At 37.9% G+C, this 22,516-nt stretch carries 20 protein-coding genes; 9 read left to right on the top strand and 11 right to left on the bottom strand.

Annotated elements, in window-relative coordinates:
- Window positions 1–45: 45 nt before the first annotated feature.
- From ACYT32_RS10250 to ACYT32_RS10235, 4 genes are all read right to left on the bottom strand, one after another.
- Window positions 46–957, bottom strand: a complete 912-nt coding sequence (locus tag ACYT32_RS10250) for a PTS system mannose/fructose/sorbose family transporter subunit IID (protein WP_395266012.1) — start codon at window positions 955–957, stop codon at window positions 46–48.
- A gap of 18 nt (window positions 958–975) precedes the next feature.
- Window positions 976–1,791: a PTS mannose/fructose/sorbose transporter subunit IIC gene (locus tag ACYT32_RS10245; RefSeq protein ID WP_395266011.1), complete on the bottom strand. Its 816-nt coding sequence runs from the start codon at window positions 1,789–1,791 to the stop codon at window positions 976–978.
- Window positions 1,792–1,835: 44 nt separating this feature from the next.
- Window positions 1,836–2,807 (bottom strand): PTS sugar transporter subunit IIB, encoded by a 972-nt coding sequence (locus tag ACYT32_RS10240; protein WP_395266010.1) that lies wholly within the window; start codon window positions 2,805–2,807, stop codon window positions 1,836–1,838.
- A gap of 683 nt (window positions 2,808–3,490) precedes the next feature.
- Window positions 3,491–3,841, bottom strand: a complete 351-nt coding sequence (locus ACYT32_RS10235) for a winged helix-turn-helix transcriptional regulator (RefSeq protein ID WP_395266009.1) — start codon at window positions 3,839–3,841, stop codon at window positions 3,491–3,493.
- A 158-nt stretch (window positions 3,842–3,999) separates the two neighbouring features.
- On the opposite strand from ACYT32_RS10235, the gene ACYT32_RS10230 reads away from it, so the two are divergent.
- A complete protein-coding gene (locus ACYT32_RS10230; RefSeq protein ID WP_395266008.1) occupies window positions 4,000–5,010 on the top strand; it encodes a zinc-binding alcohol dehydrogenase family protein in 1,011 nt (336 codons plus the stop codon).
- Between the two features lie 72 nt (window positions 5,011–5,082).
- Here ACYT32_RS10230 and ACYT32_RS10225 read toward each other — a convergent pair whose 3' ends face one another.
- Window positions 5,083–5,763: a DUF4867 family protein gene (locus tag ACYT32_RS10225; protein WP_395266007.1), complete on the bottom strand. Its 681-nt coding sequence runs from the start codon at window positions 5,761–5,763 to the stop codon at window positions 5,083–5,085.
- A gap of 146 nt (window positions 5,764–5,909) precedes the next feature.
- Here ACYT32_RS10225 and ACYT32_RS10220 point away from each other — a divergent pair, with 146 nt between their 5' ends.
- Together ACYT32_RS10220 and ACYT32_RS10215 are read left to right on the top strand one after the other, a co-directional pair.
- A complete protein-coding gene (locus ACYT32_RS10220) occupies window positions 5,910–6,848 on the top strand; it encodes a 2-dehydropantoate 2-reductase (RefSeq protein WP_395266006.1) in 939 nt (312 codons plus the stop codon).
- A 22-nt stretch (window positions 6,849–6,870) separates the two neighbouring features.
- Window positions 6,871–7,908 (top strand): PTS sugar transporter subunit IIC, encoded by a 1,038-nt coding sequence (locus tag ACYT32_RS10215; protein ID WP_395266005.1) that lies wholly within the window; start codon window positions 6,871–6,873, stop codon window positions 7,906–7,908.
- 185 nt (window positions 7,909–8,093) lie between these two features.
- On the opposite strand, the gene nagE is transcribed toward ACYT32_RS10215, so the two are convergent.
- The gene (gene nagE, locus ACYT32_RS10210; RefSeq protein ID WP_395266004.1) at window positions 8,094–10,076 is read right to left on the bottom strand and encodes an N-acetylglucosamine-specific PTS transporter subunit IIBC; all 1,983 of its coding nucleotides are present in this window, start codon (window positions 10,074–10,076) and stop codon (window positions 8,094–8,096) included.
- 381 nt (window positions 10,077–10,457) lie between these two features.
- Here nagE and ACYT32_RS10205 point away from each other — a divergent pair, with 381 nt between their 5' ends.
- Window positions 10,458–13,109: an HAD-IC family P-type ATPase gene (locus tag ACYT32_RS10205; RefSeq protein WP_395266003.1), complete on the top strand. Its 2,652-nt coding sequence runs from the start codon at window positions 10,458–10,460 to the stop codon at window positions 13,107–13,109.
- A 105-nt stretch (window positions 13,110–13,214) separates the two neighbouring features.
- Here ACYT32_RS10205 and ACYT32_RS10200 read toward each other — a convergent pair whose 3' ends face one another.
- On the bottom strand, window positions 13,215–13,955 hold the full coding sequence (locus ACYT32_RS10200; protein ID WP_395266002.1) for a winged helix-turn-helix domain-containing protein: 741 nt from the start codon (window positions 13,953–13,955) through the stop codon (window positions 13,215–13,217).
- 391 nt (window positions 13,956–14,346) lie between these two features.
- Between ACYT32_RS10200 and ACYT32_RS10195 the strand changes: the two genes are divergently transcribed.
- From ACYT32_RS10195 to pstB, 4 genes are all read left to right on the top strand, one after another.
- Entirely contained in the window at window positions 14,347–15,249 is a 903-nt protein-coding gene (locus ACYT32_RS10195; RefSeq protein ID WP_395266001.1) for a phosphate ABC transporter substrate-binding protein PstS family protein, read from the top strand.
- A 75-nt stretch (window positions 15,250–15,324) separates the two neighbouring features.
- Window positions 15,325–16,242 (top strand): phosphate ABC transporter permease subunit PstC, encoded by a 918-nt coding sequence (gene pstC, locus ACYT32_RS10190; RefSeq protein WP_395266000.1) that lies wholly within the window; start codon window positions 15,325–15,327, stop codon window positions 16,240–16,242.
- Window positions 16,243–17,130 carry a phosphate ABC transporter permease PstA gene (pstA, locus tag ACYT32_RS10185; protein WP_395265999.1) on the top strand — a complete coding sequence of 296 codons (888 nt, stop codon included), beginning with the start codon at window positions 16,243–16,245 and terminating at the stop codon, window positions 17,128–17,130.
- A gap of 11 nt (window positions 17,131–17,141) precedes the next feature.
- The gene (gene pstB, locus ACYT32_RS10180) at window positions 17,142–17,936 is read left to right on the top strand and encodes a phosphate ABC transporter ATP-binding protein PstB (RefSeq protein ID WP_395265998.1); all 795 of its coding nucleotides are present in this window, start codon (window positions 17,142–17,144) and stop codon (window positions 17,934–17,936) included.
- Between the two features lie 31 nt (window positions 17,937–17,967).
- Here pstB and ACYT32_RS10175 read toward each other — a convergent pair whose 3' ends face one another.
- The 4 genes from ACYT32_RS10175 to ACYT32_RS10160 form a co-directional block, all read right to left on the bottom strand.
- Entirely contained in the window at window positions 17,968–18,288 is a 321-nt protein-coding gene (locus tag ACYT32_RS10175; protein ID WP_395265997.1) for a hypothetical protein, read from the bottom strand.
- 86 nt (window positions 18,289–18,374) lie between these two features.
- On the bottom strand, window positions 18,375–20,135 hold the full coding sequence (locus ACYT32_RS10170; protein WP_395265996.1) for a thiamine pyrophosphate-binding protein: 1,761 nt from the start codon (window positions 20,133–20,135) through the stop codon (window positions 18,375–18,377).
- Window positions 20,136–20,235: 100 nt separating this feature from the next.
- Window positions 20,236–21,174, bottom strand: coding sequence for a DMT family transporter (locus tag ACYT32_RS10165; RefSeq protein ID WP_395265995.1), 939 nt, complete (start codon window positions 21,172–21,174; stop codon window positions 20,236–20,238).
- Window positions 21,175–21,339: 165 nt separating this feature from the next.
- A complete protein-coding gene (locus ACYT32_RS10160) occupies window positions 21,340–21,585 on the bottom strand; it encodes a hypothetical protein (protein ID WP_461793442.1) in 246 nt (81 codons plus the stop codon).
- A gap of 193 nt (window positions 21,586–21,778) precedes the next feature.
- Between ACYT32_RS10160 and ACYT32_RS10155 the strand changes: the two genes are divergently transcribed.
- Window positions 21,779–22,444: a phosphatase PAP2 family protein gene (locus ACYT32_RS10155; protein WP_395265993.1), complete on the top strand. Its 666-nt coding sequence runs from the start codon at window positions 21,779–21,781 to the stop codon at window positions 22,442–22,444.
- The last annotated feature ends 72 nt before the right edge of the window (window positions 22,445–22,516 follow it).

Raw genomic sequence — 22,516 nt, 5'->3', positions numbered from 1 at the left:
CGGAACTCTTTTGAGTCCACCCCATATTTAAAAGTTTCGGAATTATTACATAATACCTAGAACGTGTAGCAATACACCTACAACGAACAAGCCAAGAATCATAACGATTGGTGAAACTTTCTTCTTTAGTAACCACATGCAAAGCAATGTTAGAAGCAAAGCTGCTAATCCTGGAATCAATTGATCCAAGTTATCTTGCAATGTTGTTACTTTGTGAGCTGTCAATGAAAGACCAGCTTTTTGTTGAATCAAAGCTTCCTTAACGCCTTGTGCGCCTGCAGGAAGATGTGCCCAGTCAATGTAAGCACCTTTATCTAGCTTAACAGTTGAAACTGTAGGTGTGAATTTAACTGAAACCCAACGGTTAACCAATGAACCTAGAATAAACATACCTAGAATTGAAGCACCCTTAGTAATATCTTGCAAGATACCACCTGAAAGGTCATCTGTAATCTTAGAACCAGCTTGATAGCCAAGTTCTTGTGTGTACCACATGAAGGCCATACGAATAGCATTCCATGCTACGAAATAAATGATTGGTCCAAGAATATTACCAGTCATGGCAAGTGAAGCAGCCAAGGCACCAATAATAGGCTTAACAGTGAACCAGAACACAGGATCACCAATACCAGCCAAAGGACCCATCATACCAACTTTAACACCTTGGATAGTAACATCATCGATAGGTGCACCATTAGCACGTTCTTCTTCCAAAGCCATAGTAACACCAAGAATAGGTGAAGCTAGGTATGGGTGAGTATTGAAGAATTCCATGTGACGCTTCAAAGCATCGGCACGGTCTTCTTTTGTTTTATATAATTTTTTAAGGACTGGGATTAATGAATAAGCCCAACCACCATTTTGCATACGTTCGTAGTTCCATGAACCTTGTAGGAAGGTTGAACGCCACCAAACGGAAATTCTATCTTTTTTAGAAATCTTTACTTGATCTGCCATTTTTTGTGTTCTCCCCTCTTAGTAGTTATCTATGATATCGCCGACTGGATCACCAGTGTTAGAGTTTCCTCCACCACCGTTGCCACCGTTACCACCTGATTTTTCCAATTTCAAGTAGATAAGTGCGATAGAAATACCGATAGCACCAAGTCCAATAAGTGTTAATTGTGTAACTGTAGCTAACACAAAACCAATTGCGAAGAATGGCCATACTTCTCTAGTAGCCATCATGTTGATAACCATTGCATAACCAACGGCAACAACCATACCACCACCAACGGCAAGACCATCAGTTAACCAACTAGGCATAGCGTTAAGAATGTCTTTAACGGGACCAGCACCAATTGCTAGGATCAAAGCAGCAGGAATAGCGATACGTGCACCTTGCATAGCAATAGCGATATATTGCCACAATTCAATTTTCCTAAAACTACCTTCTTCGGCAGCTTTATCCATAATGTGAACAATACCAGTTGCCAATGTACGAGCCAAAATTGTTAGTAACAATCCGGCAACAGCCAAAGGAACGGCGATGGCAATAGCTGAAGTAACACCAGCTTTACCTTTACCACCAAGAACAAGAATGATAGCTGAAGCAACAGATGCCAAGGCAGCATCAGGTGCTACGGCAGCACCGATATTAGCCCAACCTAAGGCGATCATTTGTAATGAACCACCAAGGATAAGACATGGTAATAATTGACCTGTAACTAAGCCGATTAAAGTACAAGCAATAACTGGTTGATGGAAGTGGAATTCATCCAAGATACCTTCCATACCAGCTAAGAAAGATACTATAACGACTAAAATCATTTGAATAACATTCAATTGCATGATTATAATCCTCCGTTTAATTTCTCAAACATATATGTATTAAATTATTTTTCTTTATTAAGTTCGTCTTGAGCTTTCTTCATGATGGCATCAAGATTATCTTTTGCGTCTGTAGGAACTTTACGAACATCAAACTTGATGCCCTCTTTTTCCATAGCCTTATAAGTATCGATATCGTTTTGGTCAAAAGCTAAAACCTTATTAGGTTGAACTTTACCAACTGAGTGAGCCATTGAACCAACATTGATTGTCTTCAATGGAACGCCCCCATCAATTGCTCTCTTAGCATCTTGTGGTGTTTCGAAGAGCAATAGTGCACGTTGACCGCCAAAGTGTTTATCATCTTTAGCAATCTTGATCATTTGGTCGATAGGGATAACGTGAGCCTTAACACCTGATGGTGCGGCTTGCATGATCATTTGTTTACGCAAATCATCTTTAGCAACATTATCTGAAACAACAATGATACGTGTTGGGTTTGTAGTCTTAGTCCATGCAGTAGCAACTTGACCATGCAATAGACGTGTATCGATACGTGCCAAAACATATTCCATTGAACCAGGTTGACCACCTGTAGGTGCTTGTTTAGCTGCAGCCTTAGGAGCTTCCTTAGGTTGTAGTGATTCTGGACGAACCTTAACACCATCTTTTGCTGTTTCAATGATATGAGCAGCAATTTCTTGTGCTGAGTTCATTGAAAGACGTGAAGCATAAGCTTCAATCAACATTGGTAAGTTGAGACCAGCAACGATAGCCCACTTATCTTTATGTGCTTCGAACAAACCATTCACTTGGTTGAATGGTGTTCCACCCCATAAATCAACTAAGAACAATACTTGTTCTTGATCACTTAGAGAAGAAACAGCTTCTTCCAGTTTTGCCTTAAGATCATCAGGACCCATGCTAGGTTGCAATGTTACGGATTGAACATCTTTTTGTTCACCGAAAATCATTGACCCAGACATCTTGATACCATCAGCAAAGTCACCATGGCTTGCAATAACAATTCCAACCATGTTTAATCCTCCTTTATTTTTATGTCATTAAAGCGCTTACTTTGACCTCCCATTTCAGGTCATATTGACAATAAAAATAGAATAATTTCTAAATAAACCGCTTTAATAGAGCTCACCCTTCATGTGAACCCTTACATAATATCATTTTTTCAGAAAAAAAACAGCCTTTTTAACAAAAAGTGACAAAATAAAACAAAATTAAACTTTTAAAATAATTTTTCTGGTTTATATTTAACGATTTTGGTTCTTCTTGCAGCACTGTGAAATCAATATTTTTAAAAAATAGGTATTATTTAGTCAAAAAAAGTTGACAAATTTACAGTTAAAAAATTGCCATTTCGATAAATGAAAGTAATGACTATATTCTAACGTTTTCAATTACAGCGGGCTTAAATTGCTCTTATATCAGCATTTTCATCTAAATCAAAAAAGATTGAGAATTGAATCAAATGATTTTTCATTTGTTTTTTTTGAATAACAACTCGTTACAAACGATTCAACAATTTTTTTCGATAAAACTCATTTGTTAAAATAATAATATTTTACAGAAAGTGGTAGGTACCAGTTATATAGTCCATTTTTAGTAAAATATTTTTTTAGTAATTCCCTTAATCTTCAAAAAAAAATTTTTTTAATGAATACATATTAAATTAACCTACTGAAACCACAAAAATAGACGACCCTTAGTCGCCTACTTTTGTACTTGCTATTTTATTATACTGTTCTCCCCATTTTGCCATTGCCATGATGACTGGTTGTAAACTTTTACCAAATTCTGTCAACGTATAATCAGTCTTCAGCGGCTTAGTCTGGTAAGTAGTTTTCTTCACGATTCCATCTTGCTCTAACTCCCCTAATTGCAGAGCCAACATTCGTTGTGAGCAGGCCGAAATTTCACGATTTAACTGTCCAAAATGACAAGTTTCTTCTATATATAAGTGGTACAAGATCACACTCTTCCATTTACCAGCGATAAATTGCAATGTGCTTTCGACCGGACAGCCAGTTTGACAGTCATAAATGTGTCTTTGCATGTGAAAACCTACCTTTTATTAATAATACTAAATTACAATGACCACGATTCTTTTACAAATATTTCGACTACTGAATAATTTGTAACTACTCACAAATTATTCAGAATTGTTTCTAAACTAAATTAATCTAGAATTTTAGTTGAAAGGAAGTTAGTGATATGAAAGCAATCGGTTTTAAGGAACATTTGAAAATCACAGATCCAAACAGTTTGATCGAATTTGAAACACCTACTCCTACCGCCAAAGGACATGATCTTTTGGTTAAAGTTCAAGCTGTTTCCGTCAATCCGGTCGATGTCGGAGTTAGAAAATCTGGTCATGGGGTCTTGCAGCGGCCTAAAATTATTGGCTGGGATGCAGTGGGAACGGTCGTAGCTATCGGCGAAGAAGTGAGTCTCTTCCAACCTGACGACCAAGTCTTCTATGCCGGCTCATTCGTTCGTCCTGGTAGCGACAGTCAATACCAACTAGTTGATGAGCGCATTACTGGTCGGGCTCCAAAAAACATCTCACTTGCACAAGCTGCAGCTATGCCATTAACATCTTTAACTGCCTGGGAAGCCTTGTTTGAGCAACTAGCGATCGACTATCAAGCTGATAACCAAGGCAAGACTATTTTGATCATCAACGGTTCTGGTGGCGTCGGCTCAATTGCTACTCAACTTGCCCATTTGGCAGGTCTAAATGTTATTGCCAGTGCTTCCCGTCCTGAAACGATTCGTTGGGTGAAAGAACACGGCGCTGATCAAACTGTCAATCATCGTCGTGATTTAGTAAAAGAAGTCCATCAATTAGGATATAAATACGTTGATTATATTTTAGAATTGAACGATCTCGATGGACATTGGAGTGAAATGGCCGAATTGATCAAACCGGGTGGTCGTATCACCTCAATAACCGAAAATAAACGTCCCATTAATTTGAAAAGGTTGACCAAAAAAAGAGCTACTTTTGTCTGGGAATGGATGTATTCAAAATCTTATTATCAAACACCCGACATGATCACACAGCACCAGATATTGGACAAAGTTTCCGAATTACTAGATACAGGTATTATTAAGAGTACTTTGACGAAAGAATTGACGCCGATCAACGTTAAAAATCTCAAATTAGCCCATCAATTGGTCGAAACTAATCATATGATCGGCAAAATTGTTGTTCACAATTAACTGCTTTATATAAGTAGCATAAAAAAACTCATCAACTTTTTTTAATATAAGTTGATGAGTTTTTTCAGTTTTCTATTTATCTAATGGTGTCATTTCGATCAATTTACCAGTCAAACCAACTTGAACCCCAATAGCAATCTTGTCTTTACGACTAGGATCTACTAATTGAAATTTGTTTTGTTTAACGATCCGTTTGTTATCACTCTTGAAGTCAGCTGGAAGTTCTTCATTTGAGCCTTTGATCAACATAACGATGATTGAAAAGCCTGAATCATGAACTTTGATTGGTGCATAGTGCAAAGTTGAACTGTAAAATTCAACTACTGTACCAGCGGGAACAAAGAATGTTTGTCCATCTTCACTAGGACTGTATTCACCTTTTGTATCAAGTGTTGAACGTTGACCCAAGACCATGATCACATCAGTCAACATAATATTAGTTTCGCTACCTTGGTGATATTCGATGGCGGAGAAGTTTGTTGATTGACCAGTGCATTCACCAGCTTCAATTGGCAAGTTAGCGTAAATATCCCGGCCCATTTCTTGAATAACTGGAATTGCTTCTAATCCTTTGTTCGATGGTGTGTAGAAGTTTGCTGGACTAGAAATTTTAACATTCTTATCCATAAAGTCAGTTACTTCTTTAATATCGTAATTTGTATAAACTTTACCGTACTTTTTGAAATCTGGATCATCAATTGAGAGGATCTTGTATTCTGGATTTAATTTTTGAAATTCTGTTAATGAACTCATGCTGTTCCCCCATGTTTGCTTATGTTTATTTCAAACATAATCTAACATTTGAAAACGTTTTAGTCAATAGTGACATAAATGTTTGTAGCTTTTTTCACATTGAATCAAGTATAATGAACTTACATTAAATCTAAGGAGAAAAAACTATGAAAGTAATTATCGCGGGTGCGGGTGCTATGGGTAGCCGTTTTGGAATCATGCTCCACAAAGGCGGCAATGATGTAACACTTGTCGACGGTTGGCCTGATCACGTCAACGCCATTAAAGAACATGGTCTAAAAGCCAACTTCAACGGTGAGGACATCACGGTCAATATTCCCGTTATGCTTCAAGCTGACATTCAAGCAACCAAAAAAGCTGATTTAATTATTTTATTCACTAAGTCCATGCAGCTGGATAAAATGTTGCAAGATATCAAGCCACTAATTTCAGAAGATACGAAGATTCTTTGTCTATTGAACGGTATTGGACATGAAGATACGATCGAAAAGTACATCCCTATGAAAAATATCTTTATCGGAAACACTATGTGGACAGCTGGCTTGGTTGGTCCAGGACAAGTAAAATTATTCGGCAATGGTTCAGTTGAATTGCAAAATCTTGGTCAGGGTCAAGAAACTGCCGCTCAGAAATTGGCTGAGGTCCTTTCAGAGTCTGGTTTGAATGCCAAATATTCCGATAATATTCATTATTCAATCTATCGTAAGGCTTGCGTCAATGGCACGATGAATTGTCTTTGCACCCTACTCGATGTCAACATGGCTGAATTTGGAGCAACAAAACCAGCTCACGATATCGTAGTAACAGTCGTCAATGAATTTGCGGCCGTCGCCCAAGCTGAAGGGGTCAACTTAGATACCAAAGAAGTTGTTGAACATGTTGAATCTTGTTTTGATCCAGAGACGATCGGTAAACATTACCCATCAATGTATCAAGACTTGATCAACAACCACCGTTTGACGGAAATTGATTATATTAACGGTGCTGTTTCTAAAAAAGGTAAAAAATACCAATTGCCTACTCCATATTGTGACTTATTAACACAATTGATTCACTGTAAAGAAGATATTCTAGGCGCTAAATAGTTAACTAACAAGGGGATTTATTATGAATAACAAACTAACAGCAAAAGTATTTCTCAACAAAGTTCTATCTGGAACCGCTACTGGTATTATCATTGGATTGATTCCAAACGCTGTTTTAGCTGCTATCCTAAAAATTTTTGGCAATAATCCTTTTGCCGTAGCCATTGGACAAATGGCACTCATTTTTCAACTAGGAACACCACTTTTGATTGGAGCGTTGATTGCGCTGCAATTTGGTTTCAAACCAATGCCGATGATGGTAGTTGGTGGAGCTTCCTTCGTTGGTTCTGGTGTTATTAAATTTAACGAGAAAGCTCAAGCATATATTGGTGCCGGTACAGGCGATATTATCAATACGATGTTGACAGCCTCCATTGCCGTAGGGATGATCCTTTTGATCGGCGAGAAATTTGGTTCGGTCGCAATCGTTTTAACACCTATCGTTGTCGGTGTCGGGGCTGGATTAATTGGCTTTTATCTCTATCCATTCGTAACTGATATTACCAAGGCCATTGGTGATGGGATAAATTCTTTCACTAACTTGCAACCAATCTTCATGTGTATCTTGATCAGTTGTGCTTTTGCTACCTTGATCATTTCACCGATTTCAACCGTTGCTATCGGTATGGCAATTCAGTTAAACGGTATTTCTGCTGGTGCAGCTGCTATGGGTGTAGCTGCCACAACCATCGTTTTAGTAGTAAATTCTTGGCGAGTTAATAAACCAGGTGTCACAATTGCAATTGCTTTAGGTGCTATGAAAATGATGATGCCTAATCTCTTTAGAAAACCAATCATTTTAGTTCCTTGTCTCATCACTGCCGCAATTTCTGCCATTCCAGTCGCTCTATTCAATATTTCGGGAACTCCTGCCTCGGCTGGTTTTGGTTTAGTCGGACTCGTGGGTCCATTAGCTTCATTAGAAGCCGGTCTCAATGTAATTCTCTTATTGATCAGTTGGATTATCGTACCAGTCATTGTCGCAATTGTTTTGCAATTCTTACTGGAAAAAATCTTGCATCTGTACAATCGTAAAGATGTCTTTGAATTCTTAGGTTAGTGAACAGAAATTAACAACTTAATTTATTAGTCACTTGAGCATCCTGGCCTATTAAAAGCTGGGTTGCTTTTTTGTTGCCAAATTCTTCTAACATTTCAGACAAAAAAATCCAAGTAGAAAAGTTGAATTCTACTTGGAATTAATCAAAAATTTATTTTTTTAATGGATCATGAAGGGTGTAACAACTATTTTGTAGTGACTTTTAGTACCGCAACATTATCATCACGATTTTGGTCATTGAAAGTAAATTTCATATAAGCAACTGCTGGCATGTTGGTGACGATCACCATCATGTCAGTGGCTTTTTTAGCTTGCTTAATTTTATCTAAATCAACCTGGGCTAATTGGTCACCATGTTTAACCACTTGACCTTCTTGAACTTTGATTTCAAAAGGTTCACCTTTTAATTGAACTGTATCAATTCCCATATGAACTAAGACTTCCAAACCAGCGGCCGTCTTAATACCTAAGGTATGTTTAGTTGGAAAAATGGTTGTGATAGTTCCGTCAACAGGAGCAGTGATTTTACCATCTGTTGGAATCACTGCATAGCCATCACCCAACATCTTTTGTGCAAAAGTTGGATCGCTTACTTGTTCAATGTCTTCAACTTGACCGTTGGCAACACTGTAAAAGATTTCTGTTTCTCCCGACTTGACGTCAGATTCAGGAGCGGCTTGAGGTTTTGCTTTGGACTCAGTTGTCTTTGCTTGGTCAACTTGAGCATTTTCAGCAAAAAGTTTACTCAAAGCATCCGCTACGAATTGAACTTCCGTTCCAACGACAATTTGAATATTAACTTTATCTAAAACATTTACTCCGGCAACACCTGCACTCATAATCTGAGCCTTGTTGGCTTTAGTCGTATCCTTTAATTGTAAACGCAAACGAGTCGTACAATTGTCGATAACACTAATATTATCATGACCACCGATACCGGCATAAATCTTCTTAGCCATGATCATGTATTTATCATCAGCTGAAGAAGTTGAAACTTCTGCTACTACAGAATTATCTTCGGTCACTGGCTCACGACCGGGAGTCATCAGATTGAATTTCCGAATTGCAAAGTCAAAACCAAAGTAATAAATAACTGCCATGACTAAACCTTGCACTAACAACATGTAAGGTTTATTTGCAATCGGCATATGGAAACTTAAAATATAATCGACTAATCCGGCACTGAAAGTAAACCCAGCCGTCCAGTGCATAAAAGCAGCAAAAGCCATTGATAAACCAGTAAAGACCGCATGAATTACGTACAATGGCCAAGCAACAAACATAAATGAAAATTCTAAGGGTTCGGTAACACCAGTAAAGAATGAAGCGAAGGCTCCAGCCAACATCAAACCAGCCGTAGTTTTCTTATGTTCTGGCAAGGCATTTTTATAGATGGCTAAGGCACCAGCAGGCAAACCAAACATCATTACCGGGAAATATCCAGCTAGATACATTCCGGTTACACCTCTGGTTCCTTTGTTGGCCCAGAAATTACCAATATCATTGATACCCGCAATATTAAACTCGAATACTTGGTTCAACGCTTGATGCAATCCTGTTGGAATCAACAAACGGTTGAAGAAACCAAATAATCCGGCACCGATCCAGCCAAGGTTGACAATAAATTTACCAAAGGAGATCAATGCTCCATATAATACAGGCCAGACGAATAATAAAATTACTGAAATAATCAACATTACCAAAGTAGCCAAGATAGGTACCAGGCGTTTGCCACTGAAAAAGGACAAGGCCATTGGCAACTTTGTCTCATGAAAGCGATCAAATAAAGCTGCCGCAATCAAACCAGCAATAATACCAATAAAAACATTTCCAGCGATAGCATTAAAAGCTGAATCAACTTGACTAACTTTAATTCCCTTCAAGAGGGCTACTTGTTGCGGTGCTAAAACATAAATTGGCACGATATAAGCAACGACCCCCGCCATCGCTGCTGCACCATCTTTGACTTTCGCCATTCCAATTGATAAACCAACCGCGAATAACAAAGCCAACTGACTAAGAATGGCGGTACCACCAACTTGTAAGAACTGTGCAATTGACCAGTTTTGTGGTAGCCAGTGGCCAATACCTTCTAATAGCGCTGCCGCTGGTAAAACTGCGACTGGCAATTGAAGCGATCGGCCCATTCTTTGAAGATAGGTTTTCATTTTCCTATTTTCCTCCCTTAATTAGAACTTTTTTCTAACGAATCCAATCATACTGGTATACTTCGTAGATAACAATAGTTTTTAATGAATTCATGTGTCATGTAAGATAGTTAAACGTTTTCAAAAAGTTATTGGCCTATCCCATTTTCTGATTGGTATATTCCGAAGTAAAAGTATCATTATAAAAATCTAATTGTTTCTTTAATATTGACATAATGTATAAGAGCTGTTATCTTTATAGCTACACATACTTGAGGGAGTGAAAAGTAACTGAAAACGAATCTTATATATTTCTTGCATCGACTTCGAAGCTGAGTTTGGCACATTACTTTTTAGCAATGCGCTTTTTTTTAACCTAAAAAACAAACGAGGAGATGTCAATTGAAACCAAAACCCTATCAATTAGGATTTAACAATTTAAAAGAAAGATATAACACAAACGAATTTAAAGATGGATTAACAACTTCTGAAGCTCAAAAACGCTTGGAAGAAAATGGTCCAAATAAATTAGAAGCTCAAAAAACGCCAAAGTGGAAGATTTTCTTCCGTCAATTCAACAATATGGTGATCTATGTCTTAATTGCGGCAACGATCATTACCTTGTTAATGCACCACTATTCCGACTCGATCATTATTTTCTTGGTAGTTATCATCAACGCGATTATTGGCTATTATCAAGAATCTAACGCATCTGACGCTCTGGACAAAATTAAACAAATGCTGTCGATTGAGGCAACCGTTTATCGTGACGGACAAAGAAAAGATGTTCCCGCTGAAGAATTAGTTGTTGGCGATACAGTCTTTTTGGAAGCCGGCGACAATGTCCCAGCTGATTTAAGAATCATTGATTCCGACAACTTACGTATTCAAGAATCGGCTTTAACAGGTGAATCGGACTCCGTTGTCAAAATTTCTGAAGCTCTGTCCCAAGAAGTACCGTTAGCAGAACAAAGAAATATGGCCTTTGCCTCAACTGCCGTAACTAATGGTAGTGGTAGTGGAATCGTCATCGCTACTGCTAAAGATACTGAAATTGGTAAGATCTCTAGTGATGTTAGTGCCGTTAAACAACGAAAAACACCGTTGATGCAAATCATCGACCGTTTAGGAACGAATGTTTCGTACTTTATCGTAGCGGCCTCAGTGGTAATTTTTATCATTGGATTGATCTTTGATACATATTCTCTACCTGTATTATCCTTGGCAGTCGTGGCCATGATGGTTGGTGCGATTCCCGAAGGAATGCCAGCGACAACCTCAGTTATTTTAGCTAAAGGTGTCAGTGACATGGCTAAGCGTCAAAATACTATCGTCAAAACACTTCCAGCTGTCGAAACGCTTGGATCAGTGGACGTGGTGGCAACCGATAAGACTGGTACCTTAACGAAAAATGAAATGACAGTTACCGATATTCTTGTTGACGACCAAATTTATCAAGTTACAGGAACAGGTTATCAGCCTAATGGTAAAATCATTCAAAATAACCAGCCCGCAACAATCAATGACCGTTTGAAACTATTCTTAGAAGCTGGCTACCAAGCCAATGATACAACTTTACTGCATGAAAATGATCAATGGCTCATCAACGGTGAACCAACTGATGGTGCCTTCTTGACCCTATATCACAAAGTCTTCCCTTACGAACAAGAGAATCCTTACCAAGAAATCGATATTTTGCCATTCGATTCGGATTATCGTTACATCGGGAAAATAGTTCAAGATAAAAACCAACAGCGATTCCTCTTTGTAAAAGGTTCACCGGATAAGTTGTTAGAGATGGCTCAAAAACAAGATAGTTCATTTAACTACGATTACTGGTTAGATAAAGTTCAACAGTTCTCAGCCGAAGGTAAACGAGTTATTGCCGTAGGTTATGAACCAGCTCCTAAAGATGCCAATGAAGTTACTCACGAAATGATCCTCGATGGATTAAACTTCTTAGGTATCGCTGCTATCATCGACCCACCACGTGAAGAAGTGATTGAATCACTGAAAGTTATGCGTGGCGCTGGGGTGCAAGTAAAAATGATCACTGGTGATAATGCCATAACTGCAAAATCAATTGGTGAAAAATTAGGACTTGCTGATGAGATCCATGCAATCACTGGTCCACAATGGGATGCTCTTTCAGATGAAGAACGTATCCAAGCTGCTGACAACAACCAAGTCTTTGCTCGGACAACACCTAGCAACAAGTTAGAAATCATCGAAGCTTTGCAAAAGAATAACAAGGTCACTGCTATGACAGGTGATGGCGTCAATGATGCTCCCGCCTTAAAACGAGCTGACATCGGTGTGGCCATGGGTATCAAAGGTACCGACGTGGCCAAAGACTCTGCAGATATGATTTTGACAGATGACAACTTTGCTACAATGTCTTCTGCCATTAAAGAAGGTCGAAGAATCTTTGACAATATTAAGAAAAGTATTCTCTATCTTCTACCAATTTCTTTCTCTGAAGGTCTGATCGTTGCTTATGCGATATTGACCAAACAAGAAATTCCTCTCCAACCGACCCAATTATTGTGGATCAATATGGTTTCAGCCATCACAATTCAATTTGCCTTAATTTTTGAACCGGCTGAAGCTGGAATCATGAAACGAAAGCCACGTAAAACTGGTAGTAAATTGATGAATCGTCATGACGTTTTCCAGATGACTTACGTAGCGCTTTTGATCGCTGCCGTCAGTTTAATAATTGATATTTATTTAAATAATCAAGGCGTCAGCGAAATCATTTCTAGTACGACAATGGTTAACACTTTGATCATTGGTAAGATCTTCTACCTATTCAATATCAGAACTCCTAAACTAGCTTTATCCAAAGAACTATTCTCCAATTCGAAAGTCTTTGTCTTCGTTGGTTTGATGCTGATCTTGCAGTTGATTTTAACTTATGTACCATTTATGCAAGAGATCTTCTCCACTGGAGCAATCGGTTTAACTGAATGGGCTATGGCTATTGCTGCCGGAGCAATTGTATTGATTATTACTGAGATCGATAAATTGATTCGTCTAAAAATGGCTCGATAATAAAAAAAGAGGCGGTACTAACTGAAGATTTTCAGTTGGTACCGCCTCTTGTGTTTTCATGATATTAAATAACTTAGTTTAAGAACACATCTAAAACTAATGGATTCAGCCTCCAGACACCAAAGGATAATCATTATCTAATACATATCCAAACCCCCGAACTGTTTTAATACAATCTTGAAATTTTGAACGTTCAGCTAACTTATCCCGCAGATGACTAATATGAATATCGACCGTACGACTAGACCCTGCCGAATCATATCCCCAGACGCCTTCTAATAATTGATCACGACTCATGACCTTGCCCCGATGTTGAACTAAATACCAGAATAAACTAAATTCTTTGGGCGTTAGACCCAGATCATAACCATTATGTGTCACTCGATAGTGCTTGAAATCAATCACGATATCGTTGAACTTAACGGTATCTCGCTTGAGTTCTCGCTGAGTTGCCGTCGATGAATCCTGATTGATTGAAAATTTATCATAAACCCAGAATAACTGTTTGACTTTCGCAACTATTTCGGGATATTCAAATGGCTTTGTGATGAAACTGTCGATATTGATGTTATAAAACAATGAGCGGCGCTTCTTTTCTTTGGCAGGTGCTAAAACAATGATCGGACCAGAAATTTTACTGCGGACTGACTTCAAAATTTTCAAGGATTGTTTTAAATCAGCAATCGAAAAATCCCATAATAAGCCAGCGATATTTTCTTTTTCAACTAATTTTTCAACTTCTCTTGGATCGGTAATATTACGAATAAACCAGCCTTGGTTATTGAAGTAATCATTGATCTCAATAAAGAGTGATAGTTTATTGCTAAGCAATACAAGTGGTTGCATGTTCCCTACTTCCTTCCTGGCATTTAATATTGCAGGGCTGAACTTATACAATATTAAAATTCAAGCTGTCTTTAATTTACAGATTCTTGAAATAAACACTAACCACAGCCACATCACAATTTGATTATAACAATGTAAATATAGTTGGTCATTTACATTGCCCAAATTAACTATTGTCTTTCAATATACCGTGATACAAATGTTTTTATAATACATGTTCCCCTGCTTTCTTACATTTGCAAGTTTACATATTGTATGTATATTTTATTCACACTTTACAATAACTTTACATTAAATAAACATTTTTTATACACACTCCACTTATTATTAAAGTGTTCGATAGAATAGATAAAAAAATTTATCAACAACAATTTGAATAGGGGTCTTAAATATGAAAAAGAAAACTATTATTTCATTAATTTTAGGTGTAGCCGCCTTAATGCTGGTCTTAACCGGCTGTGGTAATAATAGCAAGAGTAGCTCTTCATCATCAAAGGACACAAGTAGTGCAGTTTCTGGTAAAATCACTGCCGTTGGTTCAACTGCTTTACAACCTTTAGTTGAAAAAGCTGCTTCTAATTTCCAAAAGAACAACAGTAAGGTCAATATCACAATTCAAGGTGGTGGCTCTGGTACAGGTTTGAGCCAAGTTCAAGACAAGTCAGTAACAATTGGTAATTCCGATATTTTTGCTGAAGAAAAGCAAGGTATTGATTCAAAGAAATTAGTTGATCATAAGGTTGCCGTTGTTGGTATGGCTCCTGTAGTTAATAAAGACGCCAACGTTAAGAACCTAACAATGGACCAAGTAAAACAAATCTTTACAGGTAAAATCACTAACTGGAAAGAAGTTGGTGGTAAGGATGAAACAATCACAGTTATCAACCGTGCCAAAGGTAGTGGTACACGTGCAACTTTTGAAGCTGCTGTATTAAAAGGTGATCAAGCAGTTAAGTCACAAGAACAAGATTCAAATGGTACAGTTCAAAAGATTGTTCAAAGTACTCCTGGTGCCGTAAGTTATCTAGCATTCTCATACATTACTGATAAGATTCAAGCAATTTCTATCGACAAAGTAAAACCAACTGACGATAACGTTGAATCAAACAAATGGAAGATTTGGTCATATGAACATATGTATACAAATGGTAAGCCTGATGCTGCAACTTCAAAATTCCTTGACTATATGAACTCAAAAGATGTTCAAGATTCATTAGTTAAAGACATGGGCTACATCAGCATCCACAATATGAAAGTTCAAAAAGATTCAAAAGGAACAGTTAGTTCAAAATAAATAATTGCGAAAAGAACTTCGACCTTGCCTGATCTTGGTTAAGGTTCTTTTTTTATAATAAAGGAGTGATTCCCCATGGATCACATTCAAAAAAAGTTACAGACGAAATCCAAAGCCACTTTTCAAGACTACTTTGGAAAAGGAATTTGTTATCTTTGCATTGGTTTAATTATTCTATTAGTCGCTTGTATCCTCTATTTCATCGCTTCTAAAGGTTTAGCAACTTTTACTCAAAACCATGTACGTGTTTTCGATTTCTTAACCAAATCTAATTGGAATCCGGGAGCAACAGATGCAAAAGGTAATCCTGACGTAGGTGCGCTACCAATGATCGTTACTTCATTCAGCGTCACTTTGTTAGCTGCTCTTTTAGCCACACCTTTTGCTTTAGGAGTTGCCATTTTCATGGCTGAGTTTTCAAGCAAACGAGGAACCAAAATTTTACAGCCTGTGATCGAATTATTAGTTGGAATCCCATCAGTTGTTTACGGATTCATCGGTCTTTCCGTAATCGTTCCCTTCATCCGGGGAATCTTTGGCGGAACTGGCTTTGGTATCTTAGCTGGTACTTTAGTGCTATTCGTCATGATTTTACCAACTATCACTTCATTGACGGTTGATAGTTTAAAATCAGTCCCTCTTTACTACCGTCAAGCCTCATTGGCACTAGGTGCCACTCGTTGGCAAACTATTTACAAAGTTATTTTACGATCAGCTATCCCAGGTATTTTAACAGCCATTATCTTTGGAATGGCCAGAGCGTTTGGTGAAGCCCTCGCTGTTCAAATGGTCATCGGTAATGCGGCTCTTATGCCTAAGAACTTAATTTCACCTGCTTCAACTTTGACCAGTAAATTAACTACCGATATTGGTAATACGGTTATGGGAACTTTACCAAACAATGCTCTCTGGTCACTAGCTCTGATCTTATTATTGATGTCACTGTTCTTAAATCTCCTCGTTAAATTTATCGGAAAGAGAGGTCAATTCTAAATGAATGCAAAAAAAATAGACAAAATTGCAACTGGTATCATCCATCTAATCGTTGCAGCCGTCATTTTACTTTTGATTGCCCTCTTGGGTTATATTCTCTTCAATGGGGTCCCTGATATTTCTTGGCATTTTCTAACCAGCGCTGCACAATCATTTAGTGCCGGCGGAGGTATCAGAGATCAATTATTCAATTCACTATATCTCCTAGTTCTGACTGTCATCGTCTCCTTGCCAATCGGTTTAGGTGCCGGTATTTATCTATCAGAATATGCTTCTGATAATTGGTTTACAAATTTGATCCGGACCAGTGTCGAGGTTTTAAGTTCATTACCATCAGTTGTGGTTGGACTATTTGGCTACTTAGTTTTCGTTATCAAATTAAATCTAGGTTTCTCCATCTTATCTGGAGCAATTGCTCTAACCTTTTTCAATCTACCATTACTGACACGTAATATTGAAGAATCACTTCGCAATGTGCCTGACCTACAAAGAGAAGCAGGGATGTCTTTAGGCCTATCACAATGGAGAACAACTACTAAAATTGTCTTGCCTGCAGCTTTACCTGGTATCTTAACCGGGTTGATCCTTAGTGCTGGTAGAATTTTTGGTGAAGCCGCTGCCTTGATTTACACTGCTGGACAAAGTGCACCAACCGTTGACTATACAAACTGGAACATCTTTTCTGCCACCAGTTTCTTAAACCCAATGCGTCCCGCTGAAACTTTGGCAGTTCATATTTGGAAAGTTAACACTGAAAGTGTGACCCCTGATTCAGCACTTATCTCCAGTGCCTCTTCAGCAGTGTTGATTATTGTCATCTTGATTTTTAACCTAGGAGCACGTTTCTTAGGTAATAAACTCTACAGTAAAATTACTGCTTCGAAATGAGGTCTTAAATTGTGAAAGAATATAACTTAAACGACTCATACATTACTGATATTAATGAAGAAACAGCACTCTCTGCTAAAAACCTTCAGGTCTATTATGGCGACAATCATGCACTTTTTGACGCTAGTTTAAATTTTGCCCGTTATAAAATCACTTCCTTGATTGGTGCTTTCGGTTGTGGAAAGTCGACTTTACTTCGTTGTTTAAATCGGATGAATGACCGTATCGCCCGTGTTGATGGTGAAATCATGTATCGTGACCTCGATATTAACAGTCCTAAAATCAACGTTTATGAAGTTCGCCAACATATCGGCATGGTTTTTCAACGGCCAAATCCTTTCGCCAAATCTATCCGTGAAAATATTACCATTGCTTTGAAAAATGCTGGTGTCAAAAATAAGCATGAACTAGATGAACGAGTTGAAACAAGTTTAAAGGGTGCTGCTTTGTGGGATGAAGTAAAAGATGACCTTGATACGAGTGCTTTAGACCTTTCCGGTGGTCAGCAGCAAAGACTCTGTATCGCTAGATCAATTGCCATGAAACCAGACATCTTGTTACTCGATGAACCCGCTAGTGCGCTTGATCCAATTTCAACTTCTAAAATTGAAGAGACCTTACAGACTTTGAAAAAAGATTACACTATCATCATCGTTACTCATAATCTTCAACAAGCATCCCGAATTAGTGATTACACTGCCTTTCTTCACTTGGGACACGTGATTGAATATAATTCAACTGTCAATATTTTCACTAATCCTAACCGCCAACCAACTGAAGATTACGTTTCTGGAAACTTTGGTTAAAAAAAATAACGATCTCCATCAACGGAGTTCGTTATTTTTTTGCTCTCAAAACGAGTTGATATTGCTCAGCATTACTAGTCTTCTTAATAATGTATTCACGAATGATCAGCTTTTTTAAATCTTCACGGCTAATCTTTTCAGCACTCATAAAAGCACGGTGAATCTTGTGATTAAAAGTCGTAACTAGTGCCATCCAACCTTGGGTAGTTACGATCGACCATTCATTGCCACTAGCCATTATTTCAGACCGTCTGATTTCATCACAAAATTCAAACGCTGCCCCAGCAACCAAAAAGTTACTTGCTTTTTGATCAACCATTTTTGCCAAATCTTCAATTTTTTCAATCAACATAAGTATCCCTCAAATTATATTAAAAAAAGCGGGTCAACGAGGACTCGCTTTCATTTTAAGCTATTTCAAACTGATTATGAAGCCGATTAATCATTATCGCCTTGAGCTCGTAATAATTCACCTAAAGCTGGTTGCGTCTTAGGATCAATTTCATATCTCTTGGCATATGCGTCGACCGCCTCTTGACCATAAAGCTTTGCATCTAGCTGAACCAGACTCGTGGCAATCGGATCGATCTGTCTAATCTGAGCGTCCACAACAATTGGTTTCTTATTGCCAGCAGCTTGTAAGTCTTTAATCTTGGCAAACACATCATCAACATCTTTGATCGACTTGACTGTAAAGCCAATTCCTCCAAGACCTTCTGTCACTTTGGCCCAATCAGCACCTGTCAGGTCAACTCCGTACAGATGTTGTTTTGTAGCTATTTGTTCATAATAAATGTATCCCAATCTTTCATTGGAAAGTATTACATTGATTACCGGCAAATTATATCTAACTTCAGTAATGATGTCTGGTGCGACCATTGAAAAGCCTCCATCACCTGATAAAGTCCACGCTTGTGCATCAGGGAAACTCAATGCTCCTGCCAGTCCTGCCGGCAAACCAAAGCCCATTGTGGCAAATAATCCAGAGATAGCAAATTTTTGATTCTGATTCATTGGCAGTCCCCGAACGCTGAATTCACTGACATTCCCCGTATCAACACCATAAGTATCATTAGGACCAGCCATTTCAGCTATTTTCTTAACGACCGTCTCGGCATTAAGTCCTTGACTGTCATCCTTGGCACGCTCATCAAGCCAGCGATTCCAGTTAGCCTTATTTTCTTGGTTCGCTTTTAACCATAATCCTGCTGGTAAAGTTTCTTTGGTATCGATCATACTTTGCAAATAAGTTTTGGCATCGGCAATCACCGCATAGTCAGCATCGACTGTTTTGCCAATATCAAATGGATTATCGTTCACGTTGATAACTTTGATATTCTTTGGCCACGATCTAGCAAAAGGAAACTCTGATCCAATGAGAAGAATCAGATCGGCATGATGAACAGCCTCAAATCCAGGTTTACTGCCCAAACGACCTGATGTTCCGACAAAGTTTGGATGATCAGTGCTAATTACCCCGGTAGCGGGAACGGTATTCAGCACTGGTAGATTAAACTGTTCCGAGAATTTGGCTAGTAGATCTTTGGCGCCTAACAGACCTCGACCAGCGTAAACTAAAGGATGTTTAGCTTCTTTGAGCATTTGTAAAGTATTCTTGATATCTTCTGGATTAATTGTTTGTGTGTAAGCTTTTTCAACTACTTTCGGAGTTTTAGTAGGAATATAATCAATCTCTTGAGTAGTTAAATTTTCAGGTAAAATTACCACCGCAGGACCTTTTTGACGATATGCTTCACGAATTGCCTGATTAATTACATAGGGAATTTGTTCAGCGTTAGTTACAGTACGATTATAAACGGCTACATCCGCAAACATGGGAATCTCATCCATCTCTTGGAATGAATTCAAGTTCATAATTGCCTGTCCCACTTGTCCCACTAAAGCTAAAACCGGAACATGATCCATCTTGGCATCATATAATCCGTTGAACAAATGAGTTGCTCCAGGTCCAGCCGAACCAAAAGCTACACCAATTTTTCCGGTATATTTGGCATCAGCACTAGCGGCCAAGGCGCCCACTTCTTCATGACGAACTTGAATATATTTCATTTTATCTTTTTCTAAATATAAACCTTCAACGGTATGATTGATTGAACCACCAGGAACACCATAAATGTGGTCAACGCCCCAGTCTTCCAAAACTTTTACTAAAGCTTGTCCAGCTATCATTTTTGTCATTTTACTCACTTTACCTTTCAGGGATTCATAAATAAATATGTTCTATGCAATCGTTATCATGAAGTATTCCAACTTTAAATACAACTAATTGATTTTTATTCTAGAGCACTCGAATTATGACAACTCCAAAAATCATGACTAAAAGGCTTAAAAATTGAGCAAAAGTTACAGTATTTTTTTGAGCGGCCAACAAACCAAATTGATCGATCAACAAACTGCCTATTATTAGCCCCACTAGGACAATCACTACGGCCAAACCAGTACCTAAAATTGGCACTAAATAAGCATTTCCCAAGACAAATACTGCTCCAATAAAACCGCCAAACCACATCCACCAAGGATTACGACCGCCAGCTTGATTTAAACTTACTTGTGGTCTCAAAATTAACACTAAAATTATTAAAAGTAAGGTACCTACAGCAAAAGAAATAAAGGCCGCTTTAATTGGTGAGTTTAAAATCAAACCTAAATGACCATTGATAGCAGTCTGACTAGCACTGACCATGCCAGCAATTACTCCCACTAAGCGATAAGGCCATAAGTTCGGTGTCTTATTCACGGATGACGCAATTTTATTCTGGCGTTTTGCCAACAATTGATTAATAGAAACGGCTCCTACTACACCGATTACAACTAATCCCGCTCCTACTAGCCTCATTGGCATTAGATGCTGCACTTTAGAATCAAAAAACCCAAAATTATCTATCAATAATCCCATCAAAATTTGACCTAATATTGGCATAATGACGGTTTGTATACTTCCTAAATGAGGAAATAATAAAATATTAGTGGTCAAATATATAACTCCTAAAATTCCTCCAAACCAGATCCATATTGGTTGCTGAATTAACATTTGGCTAGACAAGAACAAAGTCTTTTTTTGAATAAGAATCAGCAAAGCCAAGAAAACCATACCAAAAAGAAATGAGATTAAAGAGGCAACAAATGGCGATTTGACTGCAAGCCTTAATCTGGTATTGATACTAGTTTGAATCGGCAACCCAATGCCAATAATTAAGCCAATCATAATTGCCATCATACTTTTACCTCCATTAATTTGACCTTTATGATAGTTACTTTCTGTAGAAAAACAATTTTTTGAATTCAGAACAAATAAATAACCCCTGATCTCATATTGAAATCAGAGGCTACTTGCTACTTATTCTCGAAAGACGTTGCTATTTTGAACTACCTTCGAACATTATCAGTTATTAAAGAATTGTGCTGCAATCAAGAAAACTATTCCCCCAACAATTACCCCAATCCCAATTATCAGATAATTCCAAAGTCCTAAAACTCCTAAGAGAATCAAGATAATTCCAATAATTGGATGATGAAGTAGTGCCATCCCCGTTTTGATAAATAACCAAATGATAACGAGAATTGCCGCACCAACAGCAAGTAAAATTGGTGCTGAGCTGCTGGAACTGGCTGCCATTAATGTGAGCATCATAAGCCTCCTTTTTAGTAAGACAAATTATATCATTAAAATCATTTTAGAGTGCATTTATTTGTACAATTAAAATTGTTTTAAAATGATATGTAAATTGCTGTAATTATTATGAAAATAATATTACAATCAAACCTTAAGAAGATGTTGAGGGATCGTTTTCTTAACATTCTGCTTCAAAGGAGTTCTTATTTTGATTTTTAAAACAAAAAATCACCGCAAATGGTTAGCCACAGCCTACATCGTGGCTTTCTTTCTCTTAGAACTATTAGTTCTGACGAACAGTTCAATTGTCACTAGTATCGATGGTGGAGCCCAAAACCTTCTGGGAGGTCTAGTTTCTCCTTTCAACACGAAACTGTTCTCAATGATCACCACCTTGGCTAGTCCTGCGATGGATGCAATTTACTTAATAGTTATCGCCATTTTCCTATATCGGAGCGGAAAAAAAGATGCCGGACTTTGGATTGGATTTATATTGATTAGTGGTAATATCATTTCCTACCTTGTCAAAATCACAGTTAAAAGACCTCGTCCTACAGCAAAATTGCTGCCAGCTTCGGGATACAGTTTCCCCAGTGGCCATGTTTTTGGAACAAGCTTAGTCATCTTAGCTTTAATTATTTTCATCCTACCGATGATTCGAAATGCATCGACTCAACAAGTCATTAAAATCTTGTTGGTAATTTGGTTAATCATTGTTGCCATTTCCAGAGTATATTTACGGGGACATTATCTAAGCGATGTTCTCGGCAGTGCTCTTTTAGCAGGTGCTTGGTGGGAATGCTCAGAATTACTTTACCTACGTTACTATGATTCAATAGCTAATCTGCTTAAATTAAACAACGCCGAAGATTAAAAAAACAATCAGCAAGTTCAAACTACTTAAGTCATCAGACTTTAAGCAGCATTTGGACTTTAACTGATTGTT

The organism is Companilactobacillus sp. FL22-3, assembly GCF_054881455.1.
This window is presented reverse-complemented; position numbering and strand designations above follow the sequence as displayed.